This is a genomic window from Streptococcus sanguinis (genome assembly GCF_050223295.1).
In the GTDB taxonomy this organism is placed as follows: domain Bacteria; phylum Bacillota; class Bacilli; order Lactobacillales; family Streptococcaceae; genus Streptococcus; species Streptococcus sanguinis_X.
This window is the reverse complement of sequence record NZ_CP071424.1, coordinates 307126-333978: the sequence shown is the minus strand read 5'-3', so window position 1 is coordinate 333978 and position 26853 is coordinate 307126. Positions and strand designations below refer to the sequence as shown.

The window sequence follows — 26853 nt, the reverse complement described above, 5'->3', positions numbered from 1 at the left end:
GAGGTTATATGACTATCAAACTAGTTTATCCTATTCTCAAAACACATGAAAACTTAGCCCTAAAAACAGATAAATCCGTCATGAGTTTCTATCGTATTCCCAACACCCATATTACGATTACTAATCGGACAAAGAAACAAGAGCACAAACTAACCATCGCTCAACTGATTAAGAAGCTCGTCAAAAACAAAACCTTTGAAATATCTCTCATCCCCAAAGACTATTTACTAGAAGAAAAGATGAAAGACTTTTCGGACGCCCTCTCTCCTGATAGCCGAAAACTTGGAGAAGAAATGTTAAACTATTCTACCGACAAGCTGACACAGGAAATGGAAATTCCCTATCAGTTTGATTGGTTAGTAGGCGTAAATGTCCTAAAAGACAGTGAGGATACAACAGTTCAAGGAATGGCTTTAGAGCGCTTTTCTGAAGTCTCTGAAATGGTCGCCAACGGTCTGGGCTTTCAATATGATATTTCTGAAAATTGGTATCAAGACTATTTAGTGAATGAAGACGCCATTTATCAACTTCTTTCTTCCTTGCGTGCTCAACGCTTGACCAATGAAGAACTCTTTTATTATCAGCGCATGCAATATCTACGCTATATTCCACACTTGAAGCAGGAGGTAACCGCCAATCGTTCCTTATTGAATGTAACAGATACGGTTATCAAACCAATGGCTGGAGGCTTTATCAAATTAGATAGTCCTTATGGTTCTTCTTTCTTAACCATTCTTCCTATCGCTAAAACACCCATTATTTTTAATGGCTTCCACCTTGGAGAATTTACCCAACGCTTTAATTTCCCTGTAGAATTACGAATTAAAGCCGAGTTTATGGAAAAGAACTCCCTCAAAGGTCGGATGGGGCGTTCCAATATTCGCTATCGAAATATCATGAATGAGGCAGAAAGTACAGATACTGCCCAACAAGATGATATTATCCTCGGGGCTATGTCTCTCAAAGATTTGATGAAAAAGGTAGGCGGAAAAGAAGAAGTCATTGAGTATGGAGCCTATCTGATTGTAACAGCTTCTAGTTTATCTCAGCTACGACGCAGACGCCAAGTTGTTCTAAACTATTTTGAAGATATGCACGTAGAAATTAGTGAGGCAAGCCATGATACGCCCTATCTTTTCCAATCTTTGCTTTATGGTCAACCGCTTGAAAACAAAACCCGAACATGGACACATTATGTCACACCAAGAGGCTTTGCGGAACTCATGCCTTTTACCAATACTTCATCAGGAAATCACGTTGGCTGGCATATCGGTCGAGTGGATAACTGGACAGGTCGCTGGGAAAGTATCGAAAAAGCACAGGAATCTTCTAAAAATATGGTTCTTTTTAATGCGACAGTCGGAAACAAAGAGGGGATTGCAGGAAAATTGACAAAGAATCCGCATATCCTCATTACAGGAGCGACTGGGGAAGGAAAATCTTTTTTGGCGGAATTGATTTTTATTCTTACGTCCCTTCAAGATGTCAAATGTTTGTACATTGACCCAAAACGCTCTATTCGTAAACATTTTGAAGAAATTATCCATCAACCAGCATTTGAAAAAAAGTTTCCACTTCTTGCCCAACATATCAAAGAGATGAATTTTGTCACCCTAGATAGTAAGGTTGAATCCAATCATGGGGCACTTGACCCGATTGTTATGTTAGATAAAGATGACGCCGTTTCTGTCTCAAAAAACATGCTCAACTACCTTATCTTTTCTAACAAGAACATCAAGGTCACCATGGACCAAATGACGGCGATTAAAGAAGCTATTGATACGATTGTAGAAAAGCGCCAAAAAGGCGAGACGGTAGGGCTAAAACACGTCATTGACTTACTCTTAGAAGATGAAGAAAAAGAAATTCGTTCTGTTGGGAAATATCTTCATTCCGTAGTGAAAAATTCTATTTTAGAGCTTGCTTTTTCTTATGGTGATGTGGAAGGTCTCTCTTATGATAAACGGGTAACGGTTTTAGAAGTCGCAGACCTATCTTTACCTGATAATAAGAAGAATCAACAAGAAGTGACCTTAGAAGACAAGGAAATCAATTCTACAGCTCTCATGTTTGCCTTGGGTGCTTTCTGTAGTCGTTTCGGTGAACTGAATCGCAATGAAGACACAATAGAATTCTTCGATGAAGCATGGGTATTGATGAAATCAGCTGAAGGGCGAGCAGTTATCCAGTCCATGCGTCGTGTCGGACGTTTTTATAATAATATCCTCTGCCTCATTACCCAATCGGTACATGACGCTGAAGGAGATGACGATACCACGGGCTTTGGAACACTCTTTGCTTTCAGAGAAGATAATGAACTACCCGATATTTTAGAACATGTCGGTCTAAATGCCAACGAAGAAAACTTGGAATGGCTCAAAAATATGATTTCTGGGCAATGTCTCTATAAAGATGTATATGGAAATCTCAATATGATTTCTGTTTATAATATTTTTGAAGGCATTGACCCACTCTTAAAACCAATGAAAGCCACTGTTTCTTCTAATCTTGAAAATAAATATGCAGCATAAGGAGGTGAGTATGTGCAAGAAGTATTTGAAAAACTAAAGGGCATAGATATTTTTTCTTTAAAGTCTTATATTGAGCCAACGAACTTTCCTAATATGAGCGGAGTATGGGCAATGCTTACTGAATTATTCGTTAATTGCCTTTTCTTTCTTCTTAACTTAGTAGTTGGTTTTTTCTCTGTATTCATTCGCATTCTCGAAAATATCAATCTCTATGATACTTACAAACAATACGTTTTTAATGGAGCTCAATCCATTTGGCGAGGATTTACAGGAGCTACTTCTGGCTTTGCTCAAAATTCGCTTGTTTTCCTCATTTTCCTTTTTCTTGCTTTTTACCTGTTTTATCAATTCCTTTTTTCTAAAGGAAACTTCTCTCAACGATTGCTTCATGTTCTTTTAGTAATTGTTCTTGGGTTTGGTTGGTTTGGGACAGTTTCTGGGACTTCTGGCGGACTTTATATCCTAAATACCGTCAATAATGTTGCGAATACAGCGATTAGTAAAATTTCTAGTATTTCTATAGCCTATGGTGATAAGCAACAACTAAAAATCGGTTCTTCCATGGCAGATAGTTATATCGCAGAAACTTCTTACGAGGCTTATCTTTTTGTCAATACAGGTCAAGAAAATGGCAAGTACAAAGACCGACAAACAGGAAAAGAAGAAACCTTTGAAGATTCAAAAGTATTAGGAACTACGGATAAATCAGGAAAGTTTAAAGCCGTTTCCAATGGGGAGAGAAAAGATTATTTAGATAAACTAGGAAATGACGCTGATAATGATAACGAGCATAACCGCTGGGTTTCAGCAGTTTCTGATTTTCTTTTTGTAAAATTTTTCTATGTTTTCTTTAAAATCATTGAAGCGATTGTCATTGCCATCCCAATTGTCTTGATTCAACTCTTAAATGTCATTGCACAATCCCTTGTACTGATTATGATTTTACTCTTTCCGATTGCTCTACTAGTATCTTTTCTCCCCAAAATGCAGGATATTCTCTTTGGTGTTTTTAAAGTCATGTTTGGTGGACTTGCCTTTCCTGTTATTGCTGGCTTATTAACGTTATCTATTTTCTACCTTGAAAAAATCATTGAGGGCTTGATTGGTACTGGCTTTGATAAAGTCATTGGGAGCTTTTCTTCTTTATCTACTTTCAGTGCTCTGTTTAAGTTAATGGTCTCTGTTTTTGCCAAGGCAGTCATTTACTGGCTTCTTTGGAAATATAAGGGAGAACTGATTGAGTTATTGCTTGGGTCAAGAGCACGTATCACATTTGATGATATGAATACTAGTGTTCAGCAAACCGTATCAAATGGACAAGAAACTATCCAGCAACTTCCAACATCAGCTACCAATGCTTTTGAAAGAGCTCAAAAATCAGCTAACTTTATCCTTGCAGGAACAGGATTTGGAGCAGGGCTATTCATGAACTCTGGCAAGCATGTTAAAGACTTCTTTTCAAAAAATCAACCCACATCAGATGTTCCTGAAACTCCCGCTCCTCCTAGCAATACAGAGGAAACAACTTTAGATGGTCAACCGCTTGAAGAAATAAGTGACCAAAACGGAACTTCTGATAATTCATTCCAGAAATCAGCGATTACGGAAGAACCAAGAAAGAAGAACCTCTTTAACCTTGATTCTCCTCCTCTGATGGATACAAACCAAGAAGAATTTGAAGAACGCCGTCAAAATCGCTTATCTTGGAGACAAAAACATAAAATCAATAAACTAGAAAGAGAGCTAGAACCTTACAAAGATGATGAAGCATTGTACCAAGCGCAAGGCTCAAATACTTTTATCAGGAATTATCGCAAGACCTTGCCAAAAGATGATAAATTGAAAGCCAATATCAACCGTCGCAATCAAATTGTAGACGAACTGGCTAGATTGAGAGGAGACAATTAAAAATGAATGCAAGAATTTATTCCCAAAAAGGAGCAAACCGACTGATTGATAATGCCATCAGTCAAGCCTATGAAAGGAGAGAGCGCTCAGTCGATTTTCTCCTTTTATTTTCGGTGAAGGAAACAGAGAAAGAAAAGCTGTTGACAATGGTAAAAGAAAATCCCCTTGTCTTATCGGCGCAATGGAAATTTGGAACAGTTCTATTTACGGCTTATGTCAAAACTTAGGAGAACCTATGAAGAAAAAACTATTACTTTTTGGCGGTTTAGGTATGTTTCTTTTCCCTCTGCTTTTAGTTGTGATTGTGATGGGGGCAATCGCAGGAACTGGGGGAGGGGGTACTAACACAAACAGCCAAACGGGGTTACAGACAACTCTAACAGCTCAAGAGGTGGCTCAAAAAGCCAATATTTCTGAAGAAAGAGCTGTTGATGTGATTAAAATTCTCAATTATGAACTCTCCCAAGAACAATTTACGATTGCAGGAGCTTCTGGAAGCTTAGCCGTGGCAGAGCGAGAAAGTGGCTTTGACCCTGAAGCAGTTAATACAAGTGGTGGGGTCGCAGGCTATTTTCAATGGTCAGGCTGGTCATCAACCATCAACGGTAACCGGTGGGCACAAGCGAAACAAAGAAAACTAGATTCTGATGTAGAACTAGACTTATTATCAACCGAGCTAAACGGAGCTTATAGTAAAGTAAAAACGGAAATGCAAAAAGCCAATGACCCTGAACAAGCCGCTCTTTACTGGTCAGAACACTATGAAGGTGTTGCTTTATCGGACGGTCAAACAAAAACAAGTGAACTAAAGAAAAATGCGAAGAAATGGCATGATATTTTCAAAGATAGCCTAAAAGGTGAGACCAAAGCTCAAACACGAGACGGCGGAGGGGTCACTTCGGCAGATATACCAGCAGGGTATAGTCTAACAAAGAAAATAGAATCATCAGCTTATACTTCCGCAACTTACCCTTGGGGACAATGCACATGGTTTGTCTATAACAGAGGGAAGGAGCTTGGAGTAACCTTTGACCCTTATATGGGAAATGGGGGAGACTGGAAAAATAAAGCAGGCTATCAAACCACAAATACACCTACTGAACACAGCGCCTTATCTTTCTCTCCCGGACAAGCAGGGGCAGACCCTACTTATGGACACGTTGCCTTTGTGGAGCAGGTAAAATCTGACGGCTCCATTCTCATATCAGAAGCAAATGTTAAGGGATTAGGGACTATCTCTTACCGAACTTTCGACAAAGCAACCGCTAGCCAGTTTACTTATGTGATTGGAAAATAAAGAAAGAAAGGAAAACAATATGCAGGTTATTTTACCAGAAGAACAAACGAAAGAAATCCAACTTTTTATTGCAAATCTTATCAAAGATGAGATTGAAACTGTTAAAAAGGATTCAGGACAAATCAGTCCATTTTTAAATAAAAAGCAAACTTGTCAGTATCTAGGTATATCAAATAATACGCTAGACATCTGGATAAGAAAAGGAATGCCACATATTCGGATTGGAAAAACACTCAGATTTGATAAGGATAGCATTCGTAGGTGGATGATACAACTGGAAAATCACTTTTGATTTCATTATAATAGGGTCATGGTAATTTTCTAGCTCAGTAAACAGGAGGTTACTATGACAATTACAAAAACAACTAATGGTTCTTATCGTTTAAAAGTCTATGTCCCAGCAGAAGTTAGAACTTCACTTGGAATTTCAGGCAATTATTATGATAAACGTTTTAAAACAAAGAAGGAGGCTAAAGAAGCTGAATTACAGATTTTAACCGACATCAATACAATCCAAAAAGGGGAAGCGCTCCCTCATCAAGCAATCAATGGTGATATTCTTTTCAAAGATTTTTTCCATAATTTTTGGTGGGAAGCATATAAAGCAGGTCAAACAACTTCAACCAATAAACCTCCTACTCTCCCAACCGTTAATAATACAGAAGCTATCTTCAGATTACATATTTTACCAATGTTTGGAAACTATTCAATTAAGTTTTTAAATCAGAATAAAACAGTCGTCTTAAATCTGATGACTACTAAAGCAAATGAATATGCGAATTTTAAGGTCATACGTAGCTACGTTAATTCTATATTTGATTGGGCGGAAGAATTAGAGTTTATTGAAACAAACCGTCTATCTAAAACAATCAGTCGTGTGAAAGCTACTAAAAAAATTAGACTTCAAGAAAACAAAGTAGATAAGAACTTATACCTTTCTCTAAACGAATTGCAAGATTGGTTTAGTGCATTTAAAGAAGACCTAAGGCAAAATAAACTATCCCTTAAAGATTATGTTTTATTTTTTACAACCTTTATTTTAAATGACCGTAAATCAGAAAGCTATGCTCTCCAATGGAAACATATTTTCCTAGATAATTCAGAAATTGAATTACTTCAAGCTTTGGATAAGTATAAAAATCCAAAATCTACCAAAGGGATAAAGAAAACCACTTTTTTGATTCCAAAAGAACTGACTGCTCTATTACATCAATGGAAAGAACAACAAAAGATAGAATTAGCAAAATTTGGTATCATACAATCAGATGAACAGTATGTTTTTACTTATATTGACACTAAAGGAAATGTCAATAGTCGCCTACACGCAGATTATCTTAATAATAAGATGAAATCAGTAGAACGTCGTCATAAGAACCTCAAACATGCTACTCCTCATATGTTACGCCATACTGGGGCTACCTTAGCTAAAAAAGCTGGCATGTCTCTAGAGGCTATTTCAGAAGCATTAACCCATAGTGATTTGAGTACAACCCGAGTTTATGTTAATACTTCAAATGTGGTTCCTCTTAGTGCAGGAGAAGTCGCTTATAGAGAACTCAAAAATAAGTAAGGTAAAAATAAGGTAAATTTTGAGGTGAACTTTCTAAAAAGTGCAATAAAAAACACCCATGAGGTAAACTCTTGAGTGCTTTGTAACGTTGATATATCGCTGATAATTAACGTTTTGAGAATTGTGAAGCTTTACGAGCTTTCTTAAGACCTGGTTTCTTACGCTCAACTTTACGTGAGTCACGTGTAAGAAGTCCTGCGCGTTTCAATGAATCGCGGAAGTCTGGGTCTACTTGAAGAAGAGCACGAGCGATACCGTGACGGATAGCTCCTGCTTGACCAGCGTAACCACCACCTACAACGTTAACGAAAACGTCGTATGAACCTGCAGTTGAAGTAACTGCGAATGGTTGGTTGATAACCAAGCGAAGGTCAGCGTGTGGGATGTACTCTTCAACATCTTTTTTGTTTACAGTGATTTTACCAGTTCCTGGAACAAGGCGAACGCGTGCAACAGCGTTTTTACGACGTCCAGTACCTGCATATTGTGCTTGTGACATAGCTTATTTGTTCCTTTCCTTAGATAAGTCCTGAAATATCAAGAACTTCTGGTTGTTGTGCAGCGTGAGTGTGCTCAGCGCCTACAAATACTTTCAGCTTCATACCTTGAGCGCGGCCAAGAGTATTGTGCGGAAGCATACCTTTAACAGATTTTTCGATCAAACGAACAGCATTCTTAGAGCGAAGCTCACCTGCTGAGATTTGTTTCAATCCACCTGGGTACATAGAGTGAGTGTAGTAGATCTTATCAGTCGCTTTTTTACCAGTCAATTTTACTTTTTCAGCGTTGATAACGATTACGAAGTCACCTGTATCAGTGTGTGGTGTAAAGGTTGGTTTGTTTTTTCCGCGAAGTACGCTTGCTACAACAGCAGAAAGGCGTCCAAGAGGGACATCAGTAGCGTCCACTACATACCATTTGCGTTCAACTTCACCTGGCTTAGCCATGTATGTTGTTTTGTTCATGATTTCTCCTATGAATATCGTTTTTGTTTACAGGGCGGATGTTCCGGTCCGCGAGTTATTTGAAAGGTTCCGGGGCCTTACAAATGGGGTAAACAATACCGCCTACTATCATATCAAAAATAGTAGGCAAAAGCAATAGATTTGAAGCAATTATTTATGAAATAGCGATTTCATGTTTTCTTAGTCTTGAATGTCTTGGGCAATACTAAAGAGTCCCAAAGTTCCAGGACCAGTATGGGTAGAAATGACAGGTCCCAGAGGCATGAGGAGAACTTCCTCTACTTGGTCGCTTTCCAGCAGCTGGGCTTTTAGACTCTCAGCAACTTCTTTGGCACCTGCATAGGCAATAACCACCCGCGGGTCAGCAACTCCTTCCAGAGTCATGCGGACTACTTCTGCCTGCGCCTTCTTCTTGCCGCGAACCTTAGCGACCGAGTCCAGAGTCCCATCTCCCCTGACAGCGATAATCGGCTTGATATTGACCAAACTCCCCATAAGCGCAGCAGTTTTGGAAATCCGACCTCCCCGCATGAGGTGATTGAGGTCATCAACCAGAAAATATGTCTTGACCTTAGGCACCAAGCTCTCAATCAGGTCCGCTGTCTGCTCCAAGGTCTGGCCTGCCGCTCTAGCTTCTGCCGCCTTCATGACTAAAAGTCCTTCACCCATAGAAGCCGCCTTGGTATCAATGATACGAATCAGTGCATCTGGAAAATCTTCTAAGACTATCTCCCGTGCCATGACAGCACTCTGATAAGTACCTGATAGAGCCGAAGCAAAGGCTACATAGAGAACTGGTGTCTCTTCCTTGGCATAGCTTCGAAAGACATCTTCAAACTGGCCGACATTAATCTGGCTGGTAGTCGGCTTGCTGCCGGACTCCATCTTGTCCAGAAGTTCTTGGCTGGTCAGCTTGTCCGCACCAACTGTCTCATAAGTTTGGCCATCCAGCTGAATGGTCAGGCCTAGGACCTGCACATCATTTTCCTGGATCCAGTTTTCTGGCAGGTCTGCTGTTGAATCGGTTAAAATTTTAAAGGTCATCTTTTTTCTCCATCATTTTTTGTAAATCGCGCAAAGATTGGCTGTCCATCGGTCGCAAGGGCGGTCTTTGCAGGTTGATTTGTCCGCTCAGCTTATTGAGGTCTGATTTGGTAACAGCCACTCGCTTCTCTAGCTCTCTAGCGGAAACTCTCAAAGCCCCTTGGGCAAAGACAGTCCACTGCTCATTGAGATCGCTGGTCGCAACCGACACCTGATTTTTGGGTGTATTGAGTTCAGCTGCCAAGCGCTCGATATAGTCATCCGCCGTTTCCTCCTCCTCGGTGAAAACGACTTTTACATTAAACTCTTCATAGGTCTGCCGAACTCCCGGCATATACTGGGCATCAAAGACGCAGATAACTTCCAGTCCTTCAAAGCTGGCATAATTACTGAGTTTCTGGAGCAGAATCGTTCGTGCAGCATCTAACTCTCCGCGGTTAAAGTAAGGACGAGTCTCCCGCCAAAAGGCTGTCATATTGTAGCCGTCCACCAGTAAGATTTTTCTTTTCATAGGCGATTGCGAAAGACTTCATACATGAGAATAGCCGCTGCGACACTGGCATTGAGACTCTGGACATGCCCATTCATGGGAATGGAAATCATCTCGTCCACCTGTTTTTTGATATTGCTTGAAATCCCCTTACCTTCGTTGCCGATGATGAGGGCCAGCTTGCCTGCCGTATTCCACTTATGAGAAGGCGTCCCCTGCATATCCGTACCGAAAATCCAGAAACCAGCTTCCTTGAGCTTGTCCAAGGTCTGGCTGAGATTGGTCACACGGGCAATGGGAATATGCTCAATGGCACCCGTTGAAGTCTTGGCTACGACTGGTGTCACACCGACTGCTCGGTGCTTGGGAATGATAACTCCAGCCACATTGGTCGCGTCAGCCGTCCGCAAGATAGAGCCCAGATTGTGCGGATCAGTCAGTCCGTCCAAAATCAGCAAGAGCGGATTGTCTTCCTGCTCTGCTTTTTTCAACAGCACCTCGAAGTCAGTATAGGCGAACTCAGCCACCCGCAGGACAAAGCCTTGGTGAACAGCCCCGTCTGTCATCTCCTGCAAGGTCTTCTTAGGTGTCCAGGAGATAGAAACCTTCTTTTCCGCTGCTAAATCTTTGATTTTATCGACCTTTTTACCACGCAGGTCGTCTTGAATGTAGAGTTTATTTCCAGTGTTAGCTGCGAGAGCCTCTGTCACCGCATGCACACCGTAGACAATATCGTTTTTTTCCATAGGACTAGTATAACACAATGGCGAAAAAATGGCGGCAGGATTTACTCGGGCGAGACAGAATTCTGCTCTGATAAAAAGCAATCAGCAGTCCCCAAAATTCCCCGCTAGTCGTGCTATAATAGAAAGAAGTCTAAAAAAGGAACTCTTACTCATGTCTCTCCTCCAACGCACCATCAAGTTAGTACTAGCTACCTGTCTCGCTGCTTGGCTGGCTGACTTTTTAGGTCTGACCTACTCAACTTCAGCTGGTATTATTGCCATCCTCAGCGTGACTGATACCCGCCGCAGCACTGCAAAGCTAGCTGGCAATCGCTTTTTATCTACCCTGCTGGCTCTGGCTATCGGAAGCCTGGCCTTTCACTTTCTAGGTTTTCATCTCGGAGCATTGGCCATCTATATCGCGATCTATGTGCCTCTGGCCTTTCGGCTTGGCTGGGAAATCGGCATCACACCCAGCACCGTCCTTGTCACCCATCTGCTCTTAGAAAAATCCACCTCCTCGTCTCTGCTTGGCAATGAGCTAGCTCTATTTCTCATCGGAACTGGCTTTGCCCTCCTTGCCAATCTCTATATGCCCTCCCGCCAGCAAGAAATTGACAGTTACCACGAGCAAGTGGAAGAACAGCTGAAAAAAATTCTCCTGCGCTTTGAGTATTTCTTAAAAGCTGGAGACGGCCGAAATGATGCAGCTCTGATCAAGGAGCTAGATAAAATTCTGCAGCAGGCCTTGCAGTTGGTCTATCTGGACCACTCCAACCATCTCTTTCACCAAACTAACTACCATATCCACTATTTCGAAATGCGGCAGGCCCAAAACCGTATCCTGCAAGACATGGCCAGCAATATCAATAACTGCCATCTAGCAGCCAGTGAAAGCTTGATTTTAGCCCGTCTCTTCTCCCAGACCGCTAAGCAACTGAGCCAAGAAAATCCCGCCCGAGACCTCTTGGACGAGATTGAAAACTATCTAGCCGTTTTTCGCGAGCGACCACTCCCTAAGACCCGCCAAGAATTTGAAACCCGTGCCATGCTCCTGCAACTTTTGCGAGACTTGGAAACCTTTATTAGGATTAAGGTGGAATTTTACGAGAATTATAAAGAAGACTAGCTGTTTTGTTTGGCAAATAAAGCACTAATATCAAAAAAGAGATAAAGACTTTTAATCATCTTTATCTCTACATTAAAACAACTATTTTTCATTTCATGACATCGGCTATAAAGCTGATGTCTTTTTAATTAGGTTCCTTAGTATCATAAACCTTGTTTCCCTTAAAATAGACGTAATAGTCCTTATCATCCTCGTCCGCCCAAACGAAGCGAGTAAACATGCCTGTCACATCCAGTCCACGTGGTTTACCTAGTTTTTTGACAACATCTTGGGCTGACATTCCTTTGGAAATACCGCTTAAACTTTCCACCTGCTTAGAGGAAGTGAATGTAATAAGCTTATTCATAACAACAGAATTTTCATCATAACCAATAAGGATTGTATAATTATCCGACTTCCACAGGTCACCTCCACTACTTAGCTCTGAAGTTGGCTGACCTAGTTTAGCACGTACTTCATCCTTTTTAGTAGCAACCCGATCGGACTCTTCTTCAAAATAAATGAGATTGATGGATTTAAATTCTTCCCACTTATCAATATCTTGCATATCAGTAAGAGCATCCAAAGATTGACCAAAGTCATTAAAGAGAGTATATGGATCATCTTCAATTGAAGAAGACGAACTAGATGAGCTATAGTCATAGTCGTCATCAGAGTATTCTTTTTTCGAAGATGAGCTCTGTTTTCTAGAGTAGCTAGAGCTCGATGAGGAAGAGGTATTGCCACTTCGTCTGAAAAGAGGGACAAACATGCAGGCGCTAAGTGTCATCAGACTAAACAAGCAGACTGCAAACAATATAAATTTTTTCATAAGATTCCTTTATTCAATAATATCACTCTTCGATATCAATTCCTTTGGATTCAAATAAATCACGTACTTCTTTAGAAAATGGAAAGATTGTTCCGTCTATGGTTTTTAAATTCGAAAACTGCGATAGTTCCTTTTCAGTCACATTTTCCAAATCAAATTGATCATCTTCACCATCCCATAAAGGGATTAATTGCGCATAGATATCATTACCTCCATCAAAGAAGAGGCTTTCCACATTCTGCGCATACTCTTTAGGTATTTCCAATCGTTCGAAATAAGCCTCTACTTCAGGAATTGGTGTCTCATAGAAGTCTTCTGGATCTATAGATAATTTCTCAGATTCACAAAAACTGTAAACGTCAAATCGTGGTTCAAGCATGTTTTGTTCATACATTAACTCCTGAATAATAGCCAACTTGAAATTAAAATTATCAAATTGTAAGAAATCACTCATAAATTAGTTCCTTTCATAATCAGAACGAAGCCTCAATCTTCCGAATGCACCAATCAATCAGCTCTTCCAGTCGCTCAATAGATTCGGTCATATGCAGGTAGCCCATGACCGCCTCAAAGCCGGTAGACATCCGATAGGTGACGATATCTGTATTCTTAGCCTTGGTGTGGCTGTTGGCATTGCGGCCACGCTTGTAGATATCCTCTTCCTTTTCCGTCAGAATCTCTTCTTCCAGCATGAGAGAGATGAGATTAGCCTGAGCCTTGGCAGAAACGTACTTGGTCGCTTCCCTGTGCAGCTGATTGGGCTTGGTCAGACCTTGAAAAATCAGGTGCCTCCGGATATACATGGAGTAGACAGCATCTCCCTCAAAGGCGAGGGCAATGCCGTTAATCAGGTTGACATCAGTCACGGGTCCACCTCACTCCGTCCTTTGTATCCAAAAGCTTGATGCCCTGATCAGCCAATTCATCCCGAATACGGTCGGCAGTTGCAAAGTCTCGATTAGCACGCGCTTCTTGGCGTTCCTCAATCAAGCGCTCAATGTCCGCTTCCAAGACTTCTTCTACAAAGACGATGCCAAAAACTTCTAAGAGCTTGGCAAAGGCTTCCTTGACTTGAGCTGTGTAGTTGCCAGAGTTGATCCACTTGGCTAGCTCGAAGACAACTGTGATACCATTAGCCGCATTGAAATCTTCGTCCATAGCGGTGGTGAACTTGTCCAGAAAGGCCTTAAGCTGAGCAGAATCTGCCTGACCAGTGAAAGGCTGCTCATAGGTATTCTTCAAATATTTGAGATTAGTCGCTGCATCATGAACAGCTTTTTCCGTGAAGTTGATTGGCTTACGATAATGCTGGGTCGCAAAGAAGAAACGCAGCACCTGACCATCAATGGTCTTGAGGGCATCATGAACGGTGATAAAATTACCTAGAGACTTGGACATTTTGACGTCGTCAATGTTGACAAAGCCATTGTGCATCCAGTAATTGGCAAAAGTCTGACCAGTCTTGGCCTCTGACTGGGCGATTTCATTGGTATGGTGAGGAAACTCTAGGTCTGCCCCACCACCGTGAATATCAATAGTATCACCCAAAATCTCCGTTGACATGACCGAGCACTCGATGTGCCAGCCCGGACGACCTGCTCCCCAAGGACTGTCCCAGGAAATCTCGCCCGGCTTAGCCGCCTTCCAGAGGGCAAAGTCAACTGGATTTTCCTTGCGAGCGGTCTCCTCATCTGTCCGACCAGAAGCACCTAACTCCAAGTCTGCCAAGGTTTTGTTAGCTAGTTTGGCATAATTGTGAGACATTTCGACGCGGAAGTAGACATCGCCCTCTGACTCATAGGCATAGCCCTTGTCCACCAAAGTCCGCACAAAGTCAATGATTGCCTCCATAAAGTCAATCACGCGCGGATGCTGAGTAGCCGGCTTAACACCCAAAGCTGATACATCCTCACGAAAAGCCGCGATATACTTGTCCGCCACTTCTTTTGGTGTGATGCCTTCTTCCTTGGCGCGATGGATAATCTTATCATCTACATCTGTAAAATTGGAAATATAATTGACCTCAAATCCCCGATACTCAAAATAGCGACGAACTGTGTCAAAAGCTACTGTTGAGCGGGCATTGCCGACATGGATATAGTTATAAACCGTCGGACCGCAGACATACATGCGAACCTTGCCCTCTTCAATGGGCATAAATTCACGTAGGCTGCGGGTCATGGTGTCGTAAATTTTAATCATGCGGTCCACTCCCTTCTCTATTTCTGACTTTTTCGGCTGAAAACCAGCTCTGCAAAAGGGTCAAATTGTCTGAGGCTATCCAGTTGGTAAAAGCGCTGCCCTTCCTCTTGGGTAAAGAGGGGAACCCCCTTTCCTAGGATAAGGGGCGCTATCTGAATAATGAGGTGGTCGAAAAGATCCGCATCCAAGAGCGGTCCTACCAAAGAATTACCACCAATCACAAAGACATTTTTGCCTTTGTCAATCTGGTGAACAAAGTCCACCACATCCCCAGCTACTGGCTGGTAATTGCTGACAGGCAGGTGCCTATCATGCGTAAAGACATAGTTTTCCGTAGCTTGATAAAAACTTTCTACATCTTGCAAATCTTGGATTTCCTCAAAGGTCCGCTTGCCCATGATGGTGATATCCATTTGCCTGTAAAAGTCATCATAGCCTGTATCCTCTACAGAACCAAGCTGATGCAACCAGTCTATCCTGTGCTGGCTGTCTGCCAAGTAGCCATCCATGGTGATACAGCCGTAAAAATATACTGCCATTCTTGTAGTTACCTTTCTAATTCCTTTGCTATTGTCAAGGCGATAGTGAAAAAAGTCATGGCATCAGCCGTCCGCTCTTCATGGCGGGCATCCCAGGTTCGGTTATGATGATCCACATAGTCAGCTGTGTAGAAGAACTGATAGACTTTACTCTTGCGAAATTGGCTCCAAGCCATGATAGCCGAAGCTTCCATGTCCACCACTTGTGCTCCAGCAGACAAGCGACGCTTGACCTTATCAGGCGTTTCTCGATAAAAGGCATCAGTCGTCCAAGACTTGGTGCGGATATGCTCGATATTGTGCTTATCAAAGATGGCTTCCAACTTAATCAACAGTGATTCGTTATAGGCAACTTCATCACCCGGTGGGGCATAGTGATAGCTAGTCCCTTCATCTCGCAATGCGGTCGCAGGCAGGATGATCTTATCCGCCTCAATTGAGCGTTCCAAAACGCCACAGGAACCTAGAATGATGAAATTCTTGAAGCCTCTGGCCGCCAACTCCTCCAGCTGGCCGACTATCATGGGAGCCCCAATCGGAGCCAACATAACTGCTAGTTTGCTAGGACCTTGGCGGTAAATATACCATGGATGCTGTCCGTTTATGCTTTTCAAATAGCCTCCTGGATAGACTTCTTCTGACTCAATCAAACGTTTCAGAATTTCGCCATTAAAGGACAGGATGATGGTTTCGCATACCTCACCTTTGTCAATAATCTGCCTATCTGTTGGTTCAATAACCCCAGCTACAACTTCAAATTCCTCTAATAGCATAAGTTCTCTTTCTTTAAGGCTTCAGCAAATCCGCCTTCATCTTTTCTATGCGGCGCAGCTTGGTCTCATCTTTCTTGGCTTCACTGATATAGCGAGCCCATTCGCGCTGGTGGCTAGGCGGTAGTTTGGTAAAGCGCTCCTTGGCAAGACCGTCCAAACCTTCTTTCAGTTCAAGGACTACCTGCTTTAAAATAGCATCTGATAAATCTGACATGTCGGTTCCTCCCGTCATATTTTACTTAGATAACTTTGCTAACCTTTTCTATAGACTTGATGAATGGTGGCTGGCTTCACGGGCATGCTCTAGCTTGTCTAGATAGTATTCCCGTTTTTCCTCTACCTCGTGAATGGTTGGCTCGTCTTTCTCACCGTGAACACGGACAATCTTGGCTGGTACGCCAACCACCGTCACATCACTTGGAACATCAGCTACAACAACTGCACCAGCTCCGACCTTGGCCTTCTCGCCAATCTCAATTGGTCCGATAACTTGGGCATGGGCAGAGACCAAGGCACCCCTACGGACGGTCGGATGGCGTTTGCCTGTATCCTTGCCCGTACCGCCTAGGGTCACGCCGTGGTAAAGCATGGCCCCCTTCTCCACAATAGCCGTTTCTCCAATCACCAGACCACTGCCATGGTCAATGAAGACACCTGACTCAATCTGAGCGCCGGGATGAATCTCAATCTGGGTCCAGAAACGCCAGAATTGACTGTGCATGCGCGCCAGCAGCTTGAAACCGTGCCGCCACAAAAAATGCGAGAGGCGGTGGGCCGCCAAAGCTTTAATGCCCGGATAGGTTAGCAAGACTTCCAGCGACGTTCGTGCCGCTGGATCATTTTCCTTTACAATATCAATGGATTCCTTCCACCAACCCATACTAGCCTCCTTCCTTCTCTAAACAAGGAGAGACGAGAACTAGGCTCGCCTCTGCCGATTTCTGATGAGGTCTACAGGGATGAGCGACCTCTTATTCTTCTGTTTTAGGGCTTTCTTGATGGTCCTTATGACCCTTGTGCTCCTTGCGCGGATGATGTCCCTTGTCATGATGATGTTTTGGCTTATCAGACTTTGGTGGACGCGGCAGCAATACTTTCATGGAAGCATCTACCCGGCCTTTGGCATCAATCTTAATCACCTTGACATCCACTTCATCACCGATTTGTACGACATCTTCGACGTTGTTAGTCCGAGTCCAAGCCAGCTCTGAAATGTGAACCAGTGCATCCGTCTTGTCAAAGAGATTGACAAAGGCACCGAATTTCTCAATTCGAACAACCTTGGCATGGTAGACTTCATCCACTTTTGCTTCGCGGACCAAGCCAGCAATGATTTCCTTGGCACGATTAATCGCATCTTGGTCGCTGGAGTAGATGGATACATTTCCTTCTTCATCAATGTCAATCTTAACACCGGTCTCAGCGATAATCTTGTCGATGGTTTCCCCACCTTTTCCAATGACAATCTTAATCTTGTCCACATCAATCTTGATAGTGTCGATTTTCGGAGCAGTTGGAGCCAACTCAGGACGTGGAGCTGGAATCGTCGCTTCAATCAAGTCCAGAATTTCAAAGCGGGCTTTCTTAGCCTGAGCCAGAGCTTCTGTTAAGATCTCTGCTGTAATTCCTTCAATCTTAATATCCATCTGCAGGGCGGTAATCCCTTCACGAGTACCAGCTACCTTAAAGTCCATGTCGCCAAAGTGGTCTTCCAAACCTTGAATGTCCGTCAGAACCGTGTAGTTGCTGCCATCTGAAATCAAGCCCATGGCAATTCCTGCAACCGGAGCCTTAATCGGCACACCACCGGCCATCAGAGCCAAAGTGCCCGCACAGATAGAGGCTTGGGAGGAAGAGCCGTTTGACTCCAAGACTTCCGCTACCAGACGGATAGCGTAAGGAAACTCTTCCAAGCTAGGCAAGACTTGCTCCAAGGCACGTTCCCCAAGAGCACCGTGTCCGATTTCACGACGGCCAGGAGCCCCATAACGGCCTGTTTCACCGACAGAGTATTGCGGGAAATTATAGTGGTGCATGAAACGTTTCTTGTATTCTGGATCCAAGCCGTCCACGATTTGCGTTTCGCCCATTGGTGCCAGAGTCAGGACAGACAAGGCTTGGGTTTGACCACGAGTAAAGAGACCAGAACCATGAACTCGCGGCAGGTAATCCACTTCCGCATCCAGCGGACGGATTTCATCAACCTTACGGCCGTCAGGACGGACCTTATCTTCAGTAATCAAACGGCGCACTTCCGCGTGCTCCATTTGCTCCAAGATTTCAGCCACATCACGCATAATGCGGTCGAATTCTTCGTGATCCGCGTATTTTTCTTCATAAACTGCTGTGACTTGGTCTTTGACAGCCTGGGTTGCGGCTTCACGTGCTAGCTTTTCTTCTACCTGAACAGCCTTTTGCAAGTCGCTGTTGTAAGCTGCGACAATCTCTGCCTGCAGCTCTTCATCAACATGCAGCAATTCTACTTCCGCTTTTTCCTTGCCGACTGCCGCAACGATTTCTTCTTGGAAGGCAATCAATTCTTTGACCGCTTCGTGCCCTTTGAGAAGAGCTTCCAGCATGATATCTTCAGACAGCTCCTTGGCTCCAGACTCTACCATGTTGATAGCCTCTTTGGTACCAGCCACTGTCAGTTCTAAAAGTGAAACTTCTTTTTGTTCCTTGCTAGGGTTGATGATAAATTCACCATCTACATAGCCAACCTGAACTCCTGCGATAGGGCCATTAAAAGGAATATCTGAGATAGAAAGAGCCAGAGAGCTACCGAACATAGCAGCCATTTGAGGCGAAGCATCTTCGTCATAAGAAAGAACAGTATTGATAACCTGAACTTCATTGCGGAAGCCTTCCGCAAACATAGGACGAATTGGGCGGTCAATCAAGCGGGCAGTCAAAGTCGCATCTGTTGATGGACGGCCTTCGCGCTTGTTAAAGCCACCAGGATATTTCCCAGCTGCATACATTTTTTCCTCATAGTTGACCTGCAATGGGAAAAAGTCCCCAGTAGCCATCTTTTTGGACATAGTTGCCGCAGTTAAAACGGTACTTTCTCCATATCGAACAACGGCGCTGCCATTTGCCTGTTTTGCAACCTGACCGGTTTCAACTACCAGCTCACGGCCTGCAAAAATAGTTTTAAAAACTTGTTTTGTCATAAAGACTCCTTGCCGAGCACATGCTCAAATTTTTTAATACGTCTTGGCTACAAAGATCAAGATATTAAGACCGTCAAAAGCTCATAGCATAATCACAGCTGACAACTAACCTTCTCAGAAATTTAGCTTTGATATCATGGTCTTAGCAGCTTATTATATCCTCATCTTTGTATCAAGCACGTACAGACCTTATTTTACCACAATTTCAAGCAAAAGAAAAAGGCTGGAAATGGCTTTTTTCTATAAAAGTACTGAAAATCCATTTTTCTTTTCTATAGCTAATTATAGTTGGCTGTCAGAGTTCGTTTTTCACCTTTCGATTCGTCAAATAAGATGGCGGTATAGCCACTATTCACTTTTCAAAGAGGATTTCTTGCTTTATAATAAAGACAGTGACTCATTTCAAACATGTAAAGGAGACAATCGTGCCAGATCATCAAACAGTTGAAAAGAAAGATTTTTCTCGCTCCTTGCGACAGCCTTAGTCAGCTTTGCAGGCATCTTATCTGAAACCAGTATGAATGTAACCTTCCCGCATCTAAGTAAGGTCTTTGGATTAGGATTGGGAACGCTGCAATGGATTACAACAGGGTATTTACTAGCAGTGGCCATCACGATTACTTTAGGAGCGACCTTAGCTCACAATTGGAAAGAGCGAACCATCCTCTTTACCGCTTTGGCCAACTTTTGCTTGGGCACACTGATTGCCATGTTGGCTCCAAGCTTTCCCATCTTGATGGTAGGGAGAATCCTACAAGGAGGAGCTACTGGATTAGCCATTTCTTTGCTCTTTAACTTGATTGTTGAGCGTGTTCCTAAGCAAAAAATTGGAACCTACATGGGCTTGTCTGGGATGGTGGTCAGCCTAGCACCAGCAATTGGGCCGACTTACGGTGGTTTTATGATTAGTCGTTTTGACTGGCATATGATTTATACCTTTATTCTTCCTGTCCCAATCATTTCCTTTATCCTTGGCTTTTTCTTTTTAAGAAATTCCGAGAAGTCTAGGAAACGGGCCTTTGATCTTCTCTCATTTCTCCTCTTAGCAAGCTCACTCGTGTTTGCCATTGTAGCCATCTCCAGCTTAGAAGAAGGACATATCGATTGGCTCTATCTTGTTCTCTGTGTAGTGCCACTAGCTTTCTTCATCTATCGGAGCTTGAAGATTGATCATCCCTTCTTAGATATTCGTATCTTAAAGCAACCAACGGTCTTATTGGCTATTCTACCCTTCTTCATTTTTCAATTTATAAACCTATCGGCTAATTTTCTGATTCCCAACTTCCTGGTCATAGAAAAAGACATTTCAACCGCTCAGGCAGGCTTTGCATTACTTCCGGGAACCATGCTCGGAGCCTTTCTCTCTCCTGTATTTGGTAAACTCTATGATAGAAAAGGTCCGAAACCAACTCTATTTACAGGAAATTCACTTCTTTTCCTTGCTGTATTCTTGCTCCTTATCTTCACAAAAGAACTCACCTTAACAGCTGTTATTGCGATTTATATTTGCTTTACCTTGGGGCGAAACATGGCCTTCAATAACACACTTGCTCTAGCCACGACTCAAGTTGATAAAGGAAAGACTGCAGATACGACTGCGCTGTTTCAGCTGGCCCAGACCTTTGCGGGTGCTATAGTACCGCAGTAACGGCTGTCATCGCCAATCAAGCTCCCAATATGACAAAAGGAACTCAAAACGTCTTCACCCTGCTATTAGGCCTGGTTATCTTCGTATTCTTGTCTTATTTACTGCTTTTTAAAAGGATTGCAGCAAAGAAACATTGACTTTTATCCTCGATCTGATAAACAGCTAAAAATTACTGACTTATCCTTCTCCCCCAAAGACATTTTGGGGGATTTTTTGCTATACTATTTCTATATACGACAAAAGGAGTAGACTATGGAACAAAAACATCGTTCTGAATTTCCGGAAAATGAACTCTGGGACCTAACGGCCCTTTACCAAGATCAAGAGGACTTCCTGCGAGCCATTGAGAAGGCCAGAGAGGATATCAAAAAATTCGTCCGTGATTACCAAGGTAATCTCAGCACTTTCGAAGATTTTGAACGGGCATTTGCTGAGTTAGAGCAGATTTATATCCAAATCAGCCACATCGGTAACTACGGCTTTATGCCACAGACCACTGACTTTGGTGATGAGAGCTTTGCGCAGATCGCCCAAGCAGCCATGGAGTTTGAGACCGAGGCCAATGTCGCACTCAGCTTCTTTGACGACGCTCTGGTCGGTGCAGATGAGTCTGTCCTAGAGAGACTAGGCCAAGAGTCCCATCTGACCTCAGCCATTCGCCAAGCTAAAATCAAAAAAGCCCACTATCTGGGAGCGGATGTCGAAAAAGCTCTGACTAATCTGGGCGAGGTCTTTTACAGTCCACAGGATATTTACACCAAGATGCGAGCCGGCGACTTTGCTATGTCTGACTTTGAAGTGGACGGCAAGGTTTACAAAAACAGCTTTGTCACCTATGAGAACTTCTATCAAAACCATGAAAATGCAGAAATCCGCGAAAAATCTTTCCGTTCTTTCTCAGAAGGCCTTCGTCAGCACCAAAATACCGCTGCTGCTGCCTATCTGGCTCAGGTCAAGTCTGAAAAACTGCTGGCTGACATGAAAGGCTTTGACTCTGTCTTTGACTATTTGCTAGCTGAGCAAGAAGTTGATCGCTCTATGTTTGACCGGCAGATTGACTTGATTATGAGTGAATTTGCCCCAGTAGCTCAGAAATACCTCAAGCATGTCGCTAAGGTAAACGGACTTAAAAAAATGACTTTTGCCGACTGGAAGCTGGACTTGGACAGCGAGCTTAATCCTGAAGTCAGCATTGATGATGCCTATGACCTGGTCATGAAGTCAGTCGAGCCACTCGGACACGAATACTGCCAAGAAGTTGCCCGCTATAAGGAAGAACGCTGGGTCGACTTTGCGGCCAATGCCGGGAAAGACTCTGGAGGCTATGCTGCTGATCCTTATCGGGTTCACCCTTATGTCCTCATGAGTTGGACTGGTCGCATGAGCGATGTCTATACTCTGATTCACGAGATTGGCCACTCCGGTCAATTTATCTTCTCAGACAATCACCAAAGCTATTTCAACGCCCACATGTCCACCTACTATGTGGAAGCACCATCTACCTTTAATGAACTCCTGCTCAGTGATTATCTGGAACGCCAATTTGATAATCCACGCCAGAAACGCTTTGCCCTGGCTCACCGTCTGACGGATACCTACTTCCACAACTTCATCACCCACTTGCTGGAAGCTGCCTTCCAACGCAAGGTCTATACTTTGATTGAAGAAGGCGGAACCTTCGGTGCAAGCAAACTCAACGCTATCATGAAAGAAGTTTTGACAGAATTCTGGGGCGATGCCGTTGAGATTGACGACGATGCTGCCCTGACTTGGATGCGCCAAGCGCATTACTACATGGGGCTTTACAGCTATACTTACTCAGCAGGTCTGGTCATCTCTACTGCCGGTTACCTACATTTAAAAAATGACGAGAATGGTGCCCGCGACTGGCTTGAGCTACTCAAATCCGGCGGCAGCAAAACGCCACTTGAGTCAGCTATGATTATCGGAGCAGATATTTCGACAGACAAACCGCTCCGCGATACCATCCAGTTCTTGTCCGACACAGTTGATCAGATTATTGCCTACAGCGAGGAGTTGGGGGAATAGATACTTATTCCGTGAGGAATTCGTTGGCGAATATGTTAGACTAGTTAGTAAAAATCTATCAATGAGGAGATAACATGAAAAATAAGCCCCTACTAGTGGCTGTTGCAGTCTTGTCTTTAGTTAGTCTTGTTGCTTGTAGCAGTCCAAAGAAAGAGTCCAGTAACTCATCATCTTCGGAATCTAGTTCCACAAGTGTTGTAAAAGAGACTACAGAATCGAGTAGTAAGGTAGAGGAAAAAACATCAGATGGTAATCAGAGTTCTGAAGAAACTAAACGTATCGGTTCAGCAGATTATGGATATGTCAATATCCCGAGTGACTGGAAAAAATATGAATATGTAGAAGGTGGAGATAACATCCAATACAAAGATCAGAGTGGTACTAATGCTATTATTTTAAATGCCTCCAATAGAGAAAAAGCAAATGTAGCTGAAGGAGAGGAATTTAGTGCTGAGATGATGGCTCAAAGATTTGAAAGTGCCATGAACGGAAAAAATAAAGTTGTTAAGGTTTCAAGATCTTCTGCTAATGTTGGAGGAAACGAAGCAATTCAAGTAAATATGAGTCTTAAATCAGGCAATTATATTATTTTCTGGACATTCCAAAAGGATGATAAGGTGTATGTCATTACGTGTGTTTGCAATGAAAAAACAATAGCTCAATTGACAACTTATGTCAAAGATACTTGGAGCTTTGATGGAACAGGTGCCGTGACGGATTAATGAAGAGTGTTAGGTAGCTGTACTGACCCCAAAAACTAGATAAATAATTTAAGCGAAGGATTTAGTTCTGTATTGTACAGGACTAAGTCCTTCGCTTAAATAAATTGTTTAACTTTTTGGGGTCAGTACAAAACGGGTGATTTTTTCATGCAATCTAGGTAGCTTTTATCTACTCAATGTCCAACTAGCAGAAGATATGAGTGCGCATGTATCGAAGAGCTCTGACTAAAGGTTATTCAAATTTCTTTTTATTCGCTTCATTTGCTGGTGTCATATTGATTTGTAAAAAATTGGCAATATTTTCTTTGTCTATTGTAGCTTTTCCCTTACTATCTACCTTAATAGCAAGGTAATGGGTACTATTATCAAGATAATCCATCCCCTGTAAATCCACATAGTTGTCTGCTTTAAAATCAAGAGCAGCTAATTGATAGACAAATCGAATATTCAATCCTTTGGCATAGTTGGTTTCGACAACCTTATTGTGTTCATCTACCATTCCTTGGAAGAATTCTTTATAGTTATCATGATAAGAAGCCTTCACTTCATATTGATAAGTATCTACTGATGGAGCCTTAAATTGCAAATAAACCATGTCGCCCTCTACCTTATAATCCTCAAGAGTATAGGCCCCAGCTTTTCCCAATGCATTAGTATTCACCTTGAAAAACATTGGTGCGTATACCTTGATTGGATAACTTTCTCCCTTATACTTAAAGACCGTATCATTTGAAAAAGTTGAATAGCGTTCAGATAAGGTAGGGATTAAAACCTCATTCCAAATTTTGTTAAAAAATTCTTCTTGATTGCTTGTACCTGTAGCTTTCAGAACCAAATCGAAGTTTTCTTGATTGACAAAGACGGCATCCACCAATTTAAGGGCCGCTTGAACCTTAGGGTCAGAAATTTCTTTTTTCTTCTTTTCAAGATTATCAGCCGCCTGTTTAACGCCATCTAAAGTTGTATTAATTTCCTTGCCGCTATTTGTTTCAATATATGTTTTCTCATAGGAAACAGGCCCGACTTTTGCATTCCAGTCAAATGATGCAGCAGGGCCAGTTACATCCGTATTATGATAGGTCGAAGTCTCAGTGTTTTTTGGGGCTTCTGAACTATTTCTTGCAGTATTTGAGCGATTAAACGAACATCCAACTAATAAAGCTGCTATAGCTACAAGGAAATAAAATCTAAATATCTTTCTCATGATATGCTCCTTTTCCAATTGATTTTAATGACTACTATCTATTATATCATGATAACTTTTTTTGACGAGTCTGGAACAAGAAGATTTTGATTTTCCAGTTTCTTTATCATATTTCTTACAGCAAATAGTTGGGGGAATAAAGAATAAACAAAATCAGCTTGAAGATTTGCTTCAAGCTGATTTTTAAATAGTTTAATAAAAATAAAGAGGCCCAAAAAAGTGGAAATAAAGTAAAATGTAGGCACTAAAACAAGCGATAAATATAAGCCATCTTGTCCAGTACTGTGACTTAGTATAATTCTTCATTCGCAACAGCCCGATGAAAAACCAGATCAGACTCCAAAAAACCAGGCCTAATATCTGAGGGGCAAAATATGAAATTAAAAGCAAAACAGGGATCAACAAGGCTAATACTAGTATGATTCTTTTTTGCGTTATCTCTTCCCTAGGAATCATCCACCCCACAAAGAAACATAAAACCGCTGGAGCGATGAATGGTGTAAAAATCATAAAGACAAATAAAAGATGTTTTAGAAACTCAATCATTAACATTACTTCATTCCCATCATGTTTTAAATAACCCGGCTCCCTAACGAGACCCATTGAAAAAATACTTCTACTTATTATACCTTAAAAAGTGAATTTTCGAACAAATTTTTAAAATTGACTTCTTATTGTTACAATCGAAATAAAAAAGGCCGCTCCAAACAAGAGCAGTCTCATTTTAAAACAGGTCTATTTTAGTCTTGTACTCACTGACTATCCCAACTCCGCCACAATGGCTTTAATCTGCTGGGCAGTATGAACACCCGCTAGCTGCTTGACGACCTGACCGTCTTTTTTAAAGAGCAAGGTCGGGATAGACATGATGCCAAAGTCGCGTGCTGTAGCTGGATTTTCATCCACATCCATCTTGACAATCTTAAGCTCATCTTCGGGAAGTTCCTCTGAGAGCTTGTCAAGGATTGGCCCTTGCATGCGACAAGGCCCACACCAAGTCGCCCAAAAGTCAATGAGCACTAATCCGTCTTTTGTTTCTTGCTCAAATGTTGCATCTGTGATTGCTTTTACCATTATTTTTCTCCTTTATTCTTAGTCAAACTTTGTCAAATCCTGCTTCATCAGGAAAAAGAAGACATCGCCATAAGTACCCTGGTAGTTCAAATCATGACCTTTATAAGTCAATTTTTTAACTGGGTAATAATCTGCCACTCCAATCAAGCAGGCTTGCTGGGACTGCTCAAACTCCTGATAAGACTCAAAGGTCATCTTGCGCTCCTGCTTGACAGCATCCAAATATGTAATTTCAATCATAAACTCTCCTTTTTCAAATTACTCTTGTAATTTTTATTTTATGATTATATTGTAATATCTTTAGTTACATCTGTCAAATAAAACGACTTGGAGAAATAACTTCGCTTTTCAAGCCACTCACTGATTTCCTGACAAACAAAAAAGCCTCCCATCGGAAGACTTTCCCATATAAATGAGAAAAAGCAGGCTCAATGCCCCTTGTGCTTTTCCAATCGTTTTTGCTGTTTGAGTTCGAATTTCCTTTGCTTAGCCAGTTCTTTCTGCTGCTTGTGCTTGACTCGAGCAATTATCTTTTGCTCTTCTAATTGCAGACTCAGCGCTTCCTGAGACTTTGAAGAACGTGAAGCCAGCTGCTCCTTTTTAGCCTGTCTCTGCAGGCGTTTAGGACTGACCGACTTAGTCTTCTCCTTCACTCTGATGCTAGGACTAAACTGCAACCGATGATAATAACGGTTTAGAAAATCCAACAATTCCTGCGTGCTAGGCTCTGCACCAAAGGTGACTCGGCAAACTCTATAAGATTAAGCATGTTCCTGCTCGAAAAGACCGTGCCAAAATCCCTCTTCAAAATAAACTGTCAGCGTCATTGAAATCTTATCCATGACAGCACCTCCTTTAAAAAATCCCTAAGAATGGACAACCAAGGAGGAAGGTTACTGACAAAAAATGGTTTTTTGCGTCTGGACTACCAACCAGAACTGTGTTTTTATCTTAGTAGCTACAGTCTAGCAAGATTTTCTAAAAAATTCAAGATTATCA

27 protein-coding genes and 2 pseudogenes are annotated in these 26853 nt (G+C 42.2%); 10 read left to right on the top strand and 19 right to left on the bottom strand.

The annotated features are described in order from the left end of the window. Positions 1–8 precede the first annotated feature (8 nt). Genes J1C77_RS01795 through J1C77_RS01770 form a run of 6 tightly spaced genes read left to right on the top strand, consistent with a single transcriptional unit; the run spans position 9 to position 7306 of the window. Positions 9–2531 (top strand): ATP-binding protein, encoded by a 2523-nt coding sequence (locus J1C77_RS01795; RefSeq protein WP_002922374.1) that lies wholly within the window; start codon positions 9–11, stop codon positions 2529–2531. A 12-nt stretch (positions 2532–2543) separates the two neighbouring features. Beyond that, complete coding sequence (locus J1C77_RS01790; protein ID WP_002922376.1) at positions 2544–4439, top strand: hypothetical protein; 1896 nt, start codon at positions 2544–2546, stop codon at positions 4437–4439. Positions 4440–4441: 2 nt separating this feature from the next. Next, positions 4442–4666 (top strand): hypothetical protein, encoded by a 225-nt coding sequence (locus tag J1C77_RS01785; RefSeq protein ID WP_002922377.1) that lies wholly within the window; start codon positions 4442–4444, stop codon positions 4664–4666. A gap of 8 nt (positions 4667–4674) precedes the next feature. Next, complete coding sequence (locus J1C77_RS01780; protein WP_002922378.1) at positions 4675–5736, top strand: phage tail tip lysozyme; 1062 nt, start codon at positions 4675–4677, stop codon at positions 5734–5736. Positions 5737–5755: 19 nt separating this feature from the next. Next, on the top strand, positions 5756–6028 hold the full coding sequence (locus tag J1C77_RS01775) for a helix-turn-helix domain-containing protein (protein WP_042763025.1): 273 nt from the start codon (positions 5756–5758) through the stop codon (positions 6026–6028). Positions 6029–6082: 54 nt separating this feature from the next. Further along, positions 6083–7306 carry a site-specific integrase gene (locus J1C77_RS01770; RefSeq protein ID WP_002922380.1) on the top strand — a complete coding sequence of 408 codons (1224 nt, stop codon included), beginning with the start codon at positions 6083–6085 and terminating at the stop codon, positions 7304–7306. 106 nt (positions 7307–7412) lie between these two features. Here the strand turns inward: J1C77_RS01770 and rpsI are convergent, their stop codons facing one another. From rpsI to rlmB, 5 genes are all read right to left on the bottom strand, one after another. Beyond that, on the bottom strand, positions 7413–7805 hold the full coding sequence (gene rpsI, locus J1C77_RS01765) for a 30S ribosomal protein S9 (protein ID WP_002893764.1): 393 nt from the start codon (positions 7803–7805) through the stop codon (positions 7413–7415). Positions 7806–7824: 19 nt separating this feature from the next. Further along, positions 7825–8271, bottom strand: coding sequence for a 50S ribosomal protein L13 (rplM, locus tag J1C77_RS01760; protein WP_002893769.1), 447 nt, complete (start codon positions 8269–8271; stop codon positions 7825–7827). A gap of 180 nt (positions 8272–8451) precedes the next feature. Continuing rightward, positions 8452–9315: a DegV family protein gene (locus tag J1C77_RS01755; RefSeq protein ID WP_002922382.1), complete on the bottom strand. Its 864-nt coding sequence runs from the start codon at positions 9313–9315 to the stop codon at positions 8452–8454. Beyond that, positions 9305–9826 (bottom strand): NYN domain-containing protein, encoded by a 522-nt coding sequence (locus tag J1C77_RS01750; protein ID WP_002922384.1) that lies wholly within the window; start codon positions 9824–9826, stop codon positions 9305–9307. Before J1C77_RS01750 ends, J1C77_RS01755 begins: the two co-directional genes overlap by 11 nt. Next, positions 9823–10551 (bottom strand): 23S rRNA (guanosine(2251)-2'-O)-methyltransferase RlmB, encoded by a 729-nt coding sequence (rlmB, locus tag J1C77_RS01745; protein ID WP_002914047.1) that lies wholly within the window; start codon positions 10549–10551, stop codon positions 9823–9825. Before rlmB ends, J1C77_RS01750 begins: the two co-directional genes overlap by 4 nt. A gap of 151 nt (positions 10552–10702) precedes the next feature. Between rlmB and J1C77_RS01740 the strand changes: the two genes are divergently transcribed. Further along, entirely contained in the window at positions 10703–11659 is a 957-nt protein-coding gene (locus J1C77_RS01740; protein ID WP_042763028.1) for an aromatic acid exporter family protein, read from the top strand. Positions 11660–11783: 124 nt separating this feature from the next. Here J1C77_RS01740 and J1C77_RS01735 read toward each other — a convergent pair whose 3' ends face one another. The 9 genes from J1C77_RS01735 to pnp form a co-directional block, all read right to left on the bottom strand. Continuing rightward, the gene (locus J1C77_RS01735) at positions 11784–12206 is read right to left on the bottom strand and encodes a hypothetical protein (protein ID WP_002905370.1); all 423 of its coding nucleotides are present in this window, start codon (positions 12204–12206) and stop codon (positions 11784–11786) included. 286 nt (positions 12207–12492) lie between these two features. Continuing rightward, positions 12493–12924 (bottom strand): DUF6892 domain-containing protein, encoded by a 432-nt coding sequence (locus J1C77_RS01730; RefSeq protein WP_002922387.1) that lies wholly within the window; start codon positions 12922–12924, stop codon positions 12493–12495. A 19-nt stretch (positions 12925–12943) separates the two neighbouring features. Continuing rightward, on the bottom strand, positions 12944–13336 hold the full coding sequence (locus J1C77_RS01725) for a Mini-ribonuclease 3 (protein ID WP_002922388.1): 393 nt from the start codon (positions 13334–13336) through the stop codon (positions 12944–12946). Further along, positions 13329–14672, bottom strand: coding sequence for a cysteine--tRNA ligase (gene cysS / locus J1C77_RS01720; protein WP_042763030.1), 1344 nt, complete (start codon positions 14670–14672; stop codon positions 13329–13331). The genes J1C77_RS01725 and cysS overlap by 8 nt, the downstream gene beginning before the upstream one ends. 17 nt (positions 14673–14689) lie before the next feature. Then, the gene (locus tag J1C77_RS01715) at positions 14690–15211 is read right to left on the bottom strand and encodes a dihydrofolate reductase family protein (RefSeq protein WP_002922394.1); all 522 of its coding nucleotides are present in this window, start codon (positions 15209–15211) and stop codon (positions 14690–14692) included. Between the two features lie 8 nt (positions 15212–15219). Beyond that, a complete protein-coding gene (locus J1C77_RS01710) occupies positions 15220–15984 on the bottom strand; it encodes a nucleoside phosphorylase (RefSeq protein WP_002922396.1) in 765 nt (254 codons plus the stop codon). Between the two features lie 13 nt (positions 15985–15997). Next, positions 15998–16216 carry a YdeI/OmpD-associated family protein gene (locus J1C77_RS01705; RefSeq protein ID WP_002922398.1) on the bottom strand — a complete coding sequence of 73 codons (219 nt, stop codon included), beginning with the start codon at positions 16214–16216 and terminating at the stop codon, positions 15998–16000. A 30-nt stretch (positions 16217–16246) separates the two neighbouring features. Continuing rightward, a complete protein-coding gene (gene cysE, locus J1C77_RS01700) occupies positions 16247–16864 on the bottom strand; it encodes a serine O-acetyltransferase (protein ID WP_002899011.1) in 618 nt (205 codons plus the stop codon). Between the two features lie 91 nt (positions 16865–16955). Further along, a complete protein-coding gene (pnp, locus tag J1C77_RS01695; protein ID WP_002922399.1) occupies positions 16956–19157 on the bottom strand; it encodes a polyribonucleotide nucleotidyltransferase in 2202 nt (733 codons plus the stop codon). A gap of 425 nt (positions 19158–19582) precedes the next feature. Here pnp and J1C77_RS01690 point away from each other — a divergent pair. The 3 genes and pseudogenes from J1C77_RS01690 (at position 19583) to J1C77_RS01680 (ending at position 23576) form a co-directional block, all read left to right on the top strand. Then, positions 19583–20942 (top strand): annotated as a pseudogene (locus J1C77_RS01690) (MFS transporter). Positions 20943–21057: 115 nt separating this feature from the next. Further along, positions 21058–22854, top strand: a complete 1797-nt coding sequence (gene pepF, locus J1C77_RS01685) for an oligoendopeptidase F (RefSeq protein WP_002922405.1) — start codon at positions 21058–21060, stop codon at positions 22852–22854. A 74-nt stretch (positions 22855–22928) separates the two neighbouring features. Next, a complete protein-coding gene (locus J1C77_RS01680) occupies positions 22929–23576 on the top strand; it encodes a hypothetical protein (RefSeq protein ID WP_002922406.1) in 648 nt (215 codons plus the stop codon). 232 nt (positions 23577–23808) lie between these two features. On the opposite strand, the gene J1C77_RS01675 is transcribed toward J1C77_RS01680, so the two are convergent. The 5 genes and pseudogenes from J1C77_RS01675 to J1C77_RS01655 form a co-directional block, all read right to left on the bottom strand. Next, a complete protein-coding gene (locus tag J1C77_RS01675; protein ID WP_002922409.1) occupies positions 23809–24780 on the bottom strand; it encodes a hypothetical protein in 972 nt (323 codons plus the stop codon). Between the two features lie 192 nt (positions 24781–24972). Next, entirely contained in the window at positions 24973–25383 is a 411-nt protein-coding gene (locus J1C77_RS01670; RefSeq protein WP_002922412.1) for a hypothetical protein, read from the bottom strand. Between the two features lie 156 nt (positions 25384–25539). Further along, positions 25540–25854, bottom strand: a complete 315-nt coding sequence (trxA, locus tag J1C77_RS01665) for a thioredoxin (protein WP_002922416.1) — start codon at positions 25852–25854, stop codon at positions 25540–25542. Positions 25855–25872: 18 nt separating this feature from the next. After that, complete coding sequence (locus J1C77_RS01660) at positions 25873–26094, bottom strand: DUF4649 family protein (RefSeq protein ID WP_002899027.1); 222 nt, start codon at positions 26092–26094, stop codon at positions 25873–25875. 188 nt (positions 26095–26282) lie between these two features. Beyond that, a pseudogene (locus J1C77_RS01655) lies at positions 26283–26696 on the bottom strand (YjdF family protein). Positions 26697–26853: the final 157 nt, after the last annotated feature.

What these genes read in the sequence shown, in the direction of transcription:
- J1C77_RS01795 (WP_002922374.1), top strand. Translation starts at nt 9, where the DNA reads ATGACTATCAAACTAGTTTATCCTATTCTCAAAACACATGAAAACTTA.
- J1C77_RS01785 (WP_002922377.1), top strand. Translation starts at nt 4,442, where the DNA reads ATGAATGCAAGAATTTATTCCCAAAAAGGAGCAAACCGACTGATTGAT.
- J1C77_RS01780 (WP_002922378.1), top strand. Translation starts at nt 4,675, where the DNA reads ATGAAGAAAAAACTATTACTTTTTGGCGGTTTAGGTATGTTTCTTTTC.
- J1C77_RS01775 (WP_042763025.1), top strand. Translation starts at nt 5,756, where the DNA reads ATGCAGGTTATTTTACCAGAAGAACAAACGAAAGAAATCCAACTTTTT.
- J1C77_RS01770 (WP_002922380.1), top strand. Translation starts at nt 6,083, where the DNA reads ATGACAATTACAAAAACAACTAATGGTTCTTATCGTTTAAAAGTCTAT.
- rpsI (WP_002893764.1), bottom strand. Translation starts at nt 7,805, where the DNA reads ATGTCACAAGCACAATATGCAGGTACTGGACGTCGTAAAAACGCTGTT.
- rplM (WP_002893769.1), bottom strand. Translation starts at nt 8,271, where the DNA reads ATGAACAAAACAACATACATGGCTAAGCCAGGTGAAGTTGAACGCAAA.
- J1C77_RS01755 (WP_002922382.1), bottom strand. Translation starts at nt 9,315, where the DNA reads ATGACCTTTAAAATTTTAACCGATTCAACAGCAGACCTGCCAGAAAAC.
- J1C77_RS01750 (WP_002922384.1), bottom strand. Translation starts at nt 9,826, where the DNA reads ATGAAAAGAAAAATCTTACTGGTGGACGGCTACAATATGACAGCCTTT.
- rlmB (WP_002914047.1), bottom strand. Translation starts at nt 10,551, where the DNA reads ATGGAAAAAAACGATATTGTCTACGGTGTGCATGCGGTGACAGAGGCT.
- J1C77_RS01740 (WP_042763028.1), top strand. Translation starts at nt 10,703, where the DNA reads ATGTCTCTCCTCCAACGCACCATCAAGTTAGTACTAGCTACCTGTCTC.
- J1C77_RS01735 (WP_002905370.1), bottom strand. Translation starts at nt 12,206, where the DNA reads ATGCAAGATATTGATAAGTGGGAAGAATTTAAATCCATCAATCTCATT.
- J1C77_RS01730 (WP_002922387.1), bottom strand. Translation starts at nt 12,924, where the DNA reads ATGAGTGATTTCTTACAATTTGATAATTTTAATTTCAAGTTGGCTATT.
- cysS (WP_042763030.1), bottom strand. Translation starts at nt 14,672, where the DNA reads ATGATTAAAATTTACGACACCATGACCCGCAGCCTACGTGAATTTATG.
- J1C77_RS01715 (WP_002922394.1), bottom strand. Translation starts at nt 15,211, where the DNA reads ATGGCAGTATATTTTTACGGCTGTATCACCATGGATGGCTACTTGGCA.
- J1C77_RS01710 (WP_002922396.1), bottom strand. Translation starts at nt 15,984, where the DNA reads ATGCTATTAGAGGAATTTGAAGTTGTAGCTGGGGTTATTGAACCAACA.
- J1C77_RS01705 (WP_002922398.1), bottom strand. Translation starts at nt 16,216, where the DNA reads ATGACGGGAGGAACCGACATGTCAGATTTATCAGATGCTATTTTAAAG.
- cysE (WP_002899011.1), bottom strand. Translation starts at nt 16,864, where the DNA reads ATGGGTTGGTGGAAGGAATCCATTGATATTGTAAAGGAAAATGATCCA.
- pnp (WP_002922399.1), bottom strand. Translation starts at nt 19,157, where the DNA reads ATGACAAAACAAGTTTTTAAAACTATTTTTGCAGGCCGTGAGCTGGTA.
- pepF (WP_002922405.1), top strand. Translation starts at nt 21,058, where the DNA reads ATGGAACAAAAACATCGTTCTGAATTTCCGGAAAATGAACTCTGGGAC.
- J1C77_RS01680 (WP_002922406.1), top strand. Translation starts at nt 22,929, where the DNA reads ATGAAAAATAAGCCCCTACTAGTGGCTGTTGCAGTCTTGTCTTTAGTT.
- J1C77_RS01675 (WP_002922409.1), bottom strand. Translation starts at nt 24,780, where the DNA reads ATGAGAAAGATATTTAGATTTTATTTCCTTGTAGCTATAGCAGCTTTA.
- J1C77_RS01670 (WP_002922412.1), bottom strand. Translation starts at nt 25,383, where the DNA reads ATGGGTCTCGTTAGGGAGCCGGGTTATTTAAAACATGATGGGAATGAA.
- trxA (WP_002922416.1), bottom strand. Translation starts at nt 25,854, where the DNA reads ATGGTAAAAGCAATCACAGATGCAACATTTGAGCAAGAAACAAAAGAC.
- J1C77_RS01660 (WP_002899027.1), bottom strand. Translation starts at nt 26,094, where the DNA reads ATGATTGAAATTACATATTTGGATGCTGTCAAGCAGGAGCGCAAGATG.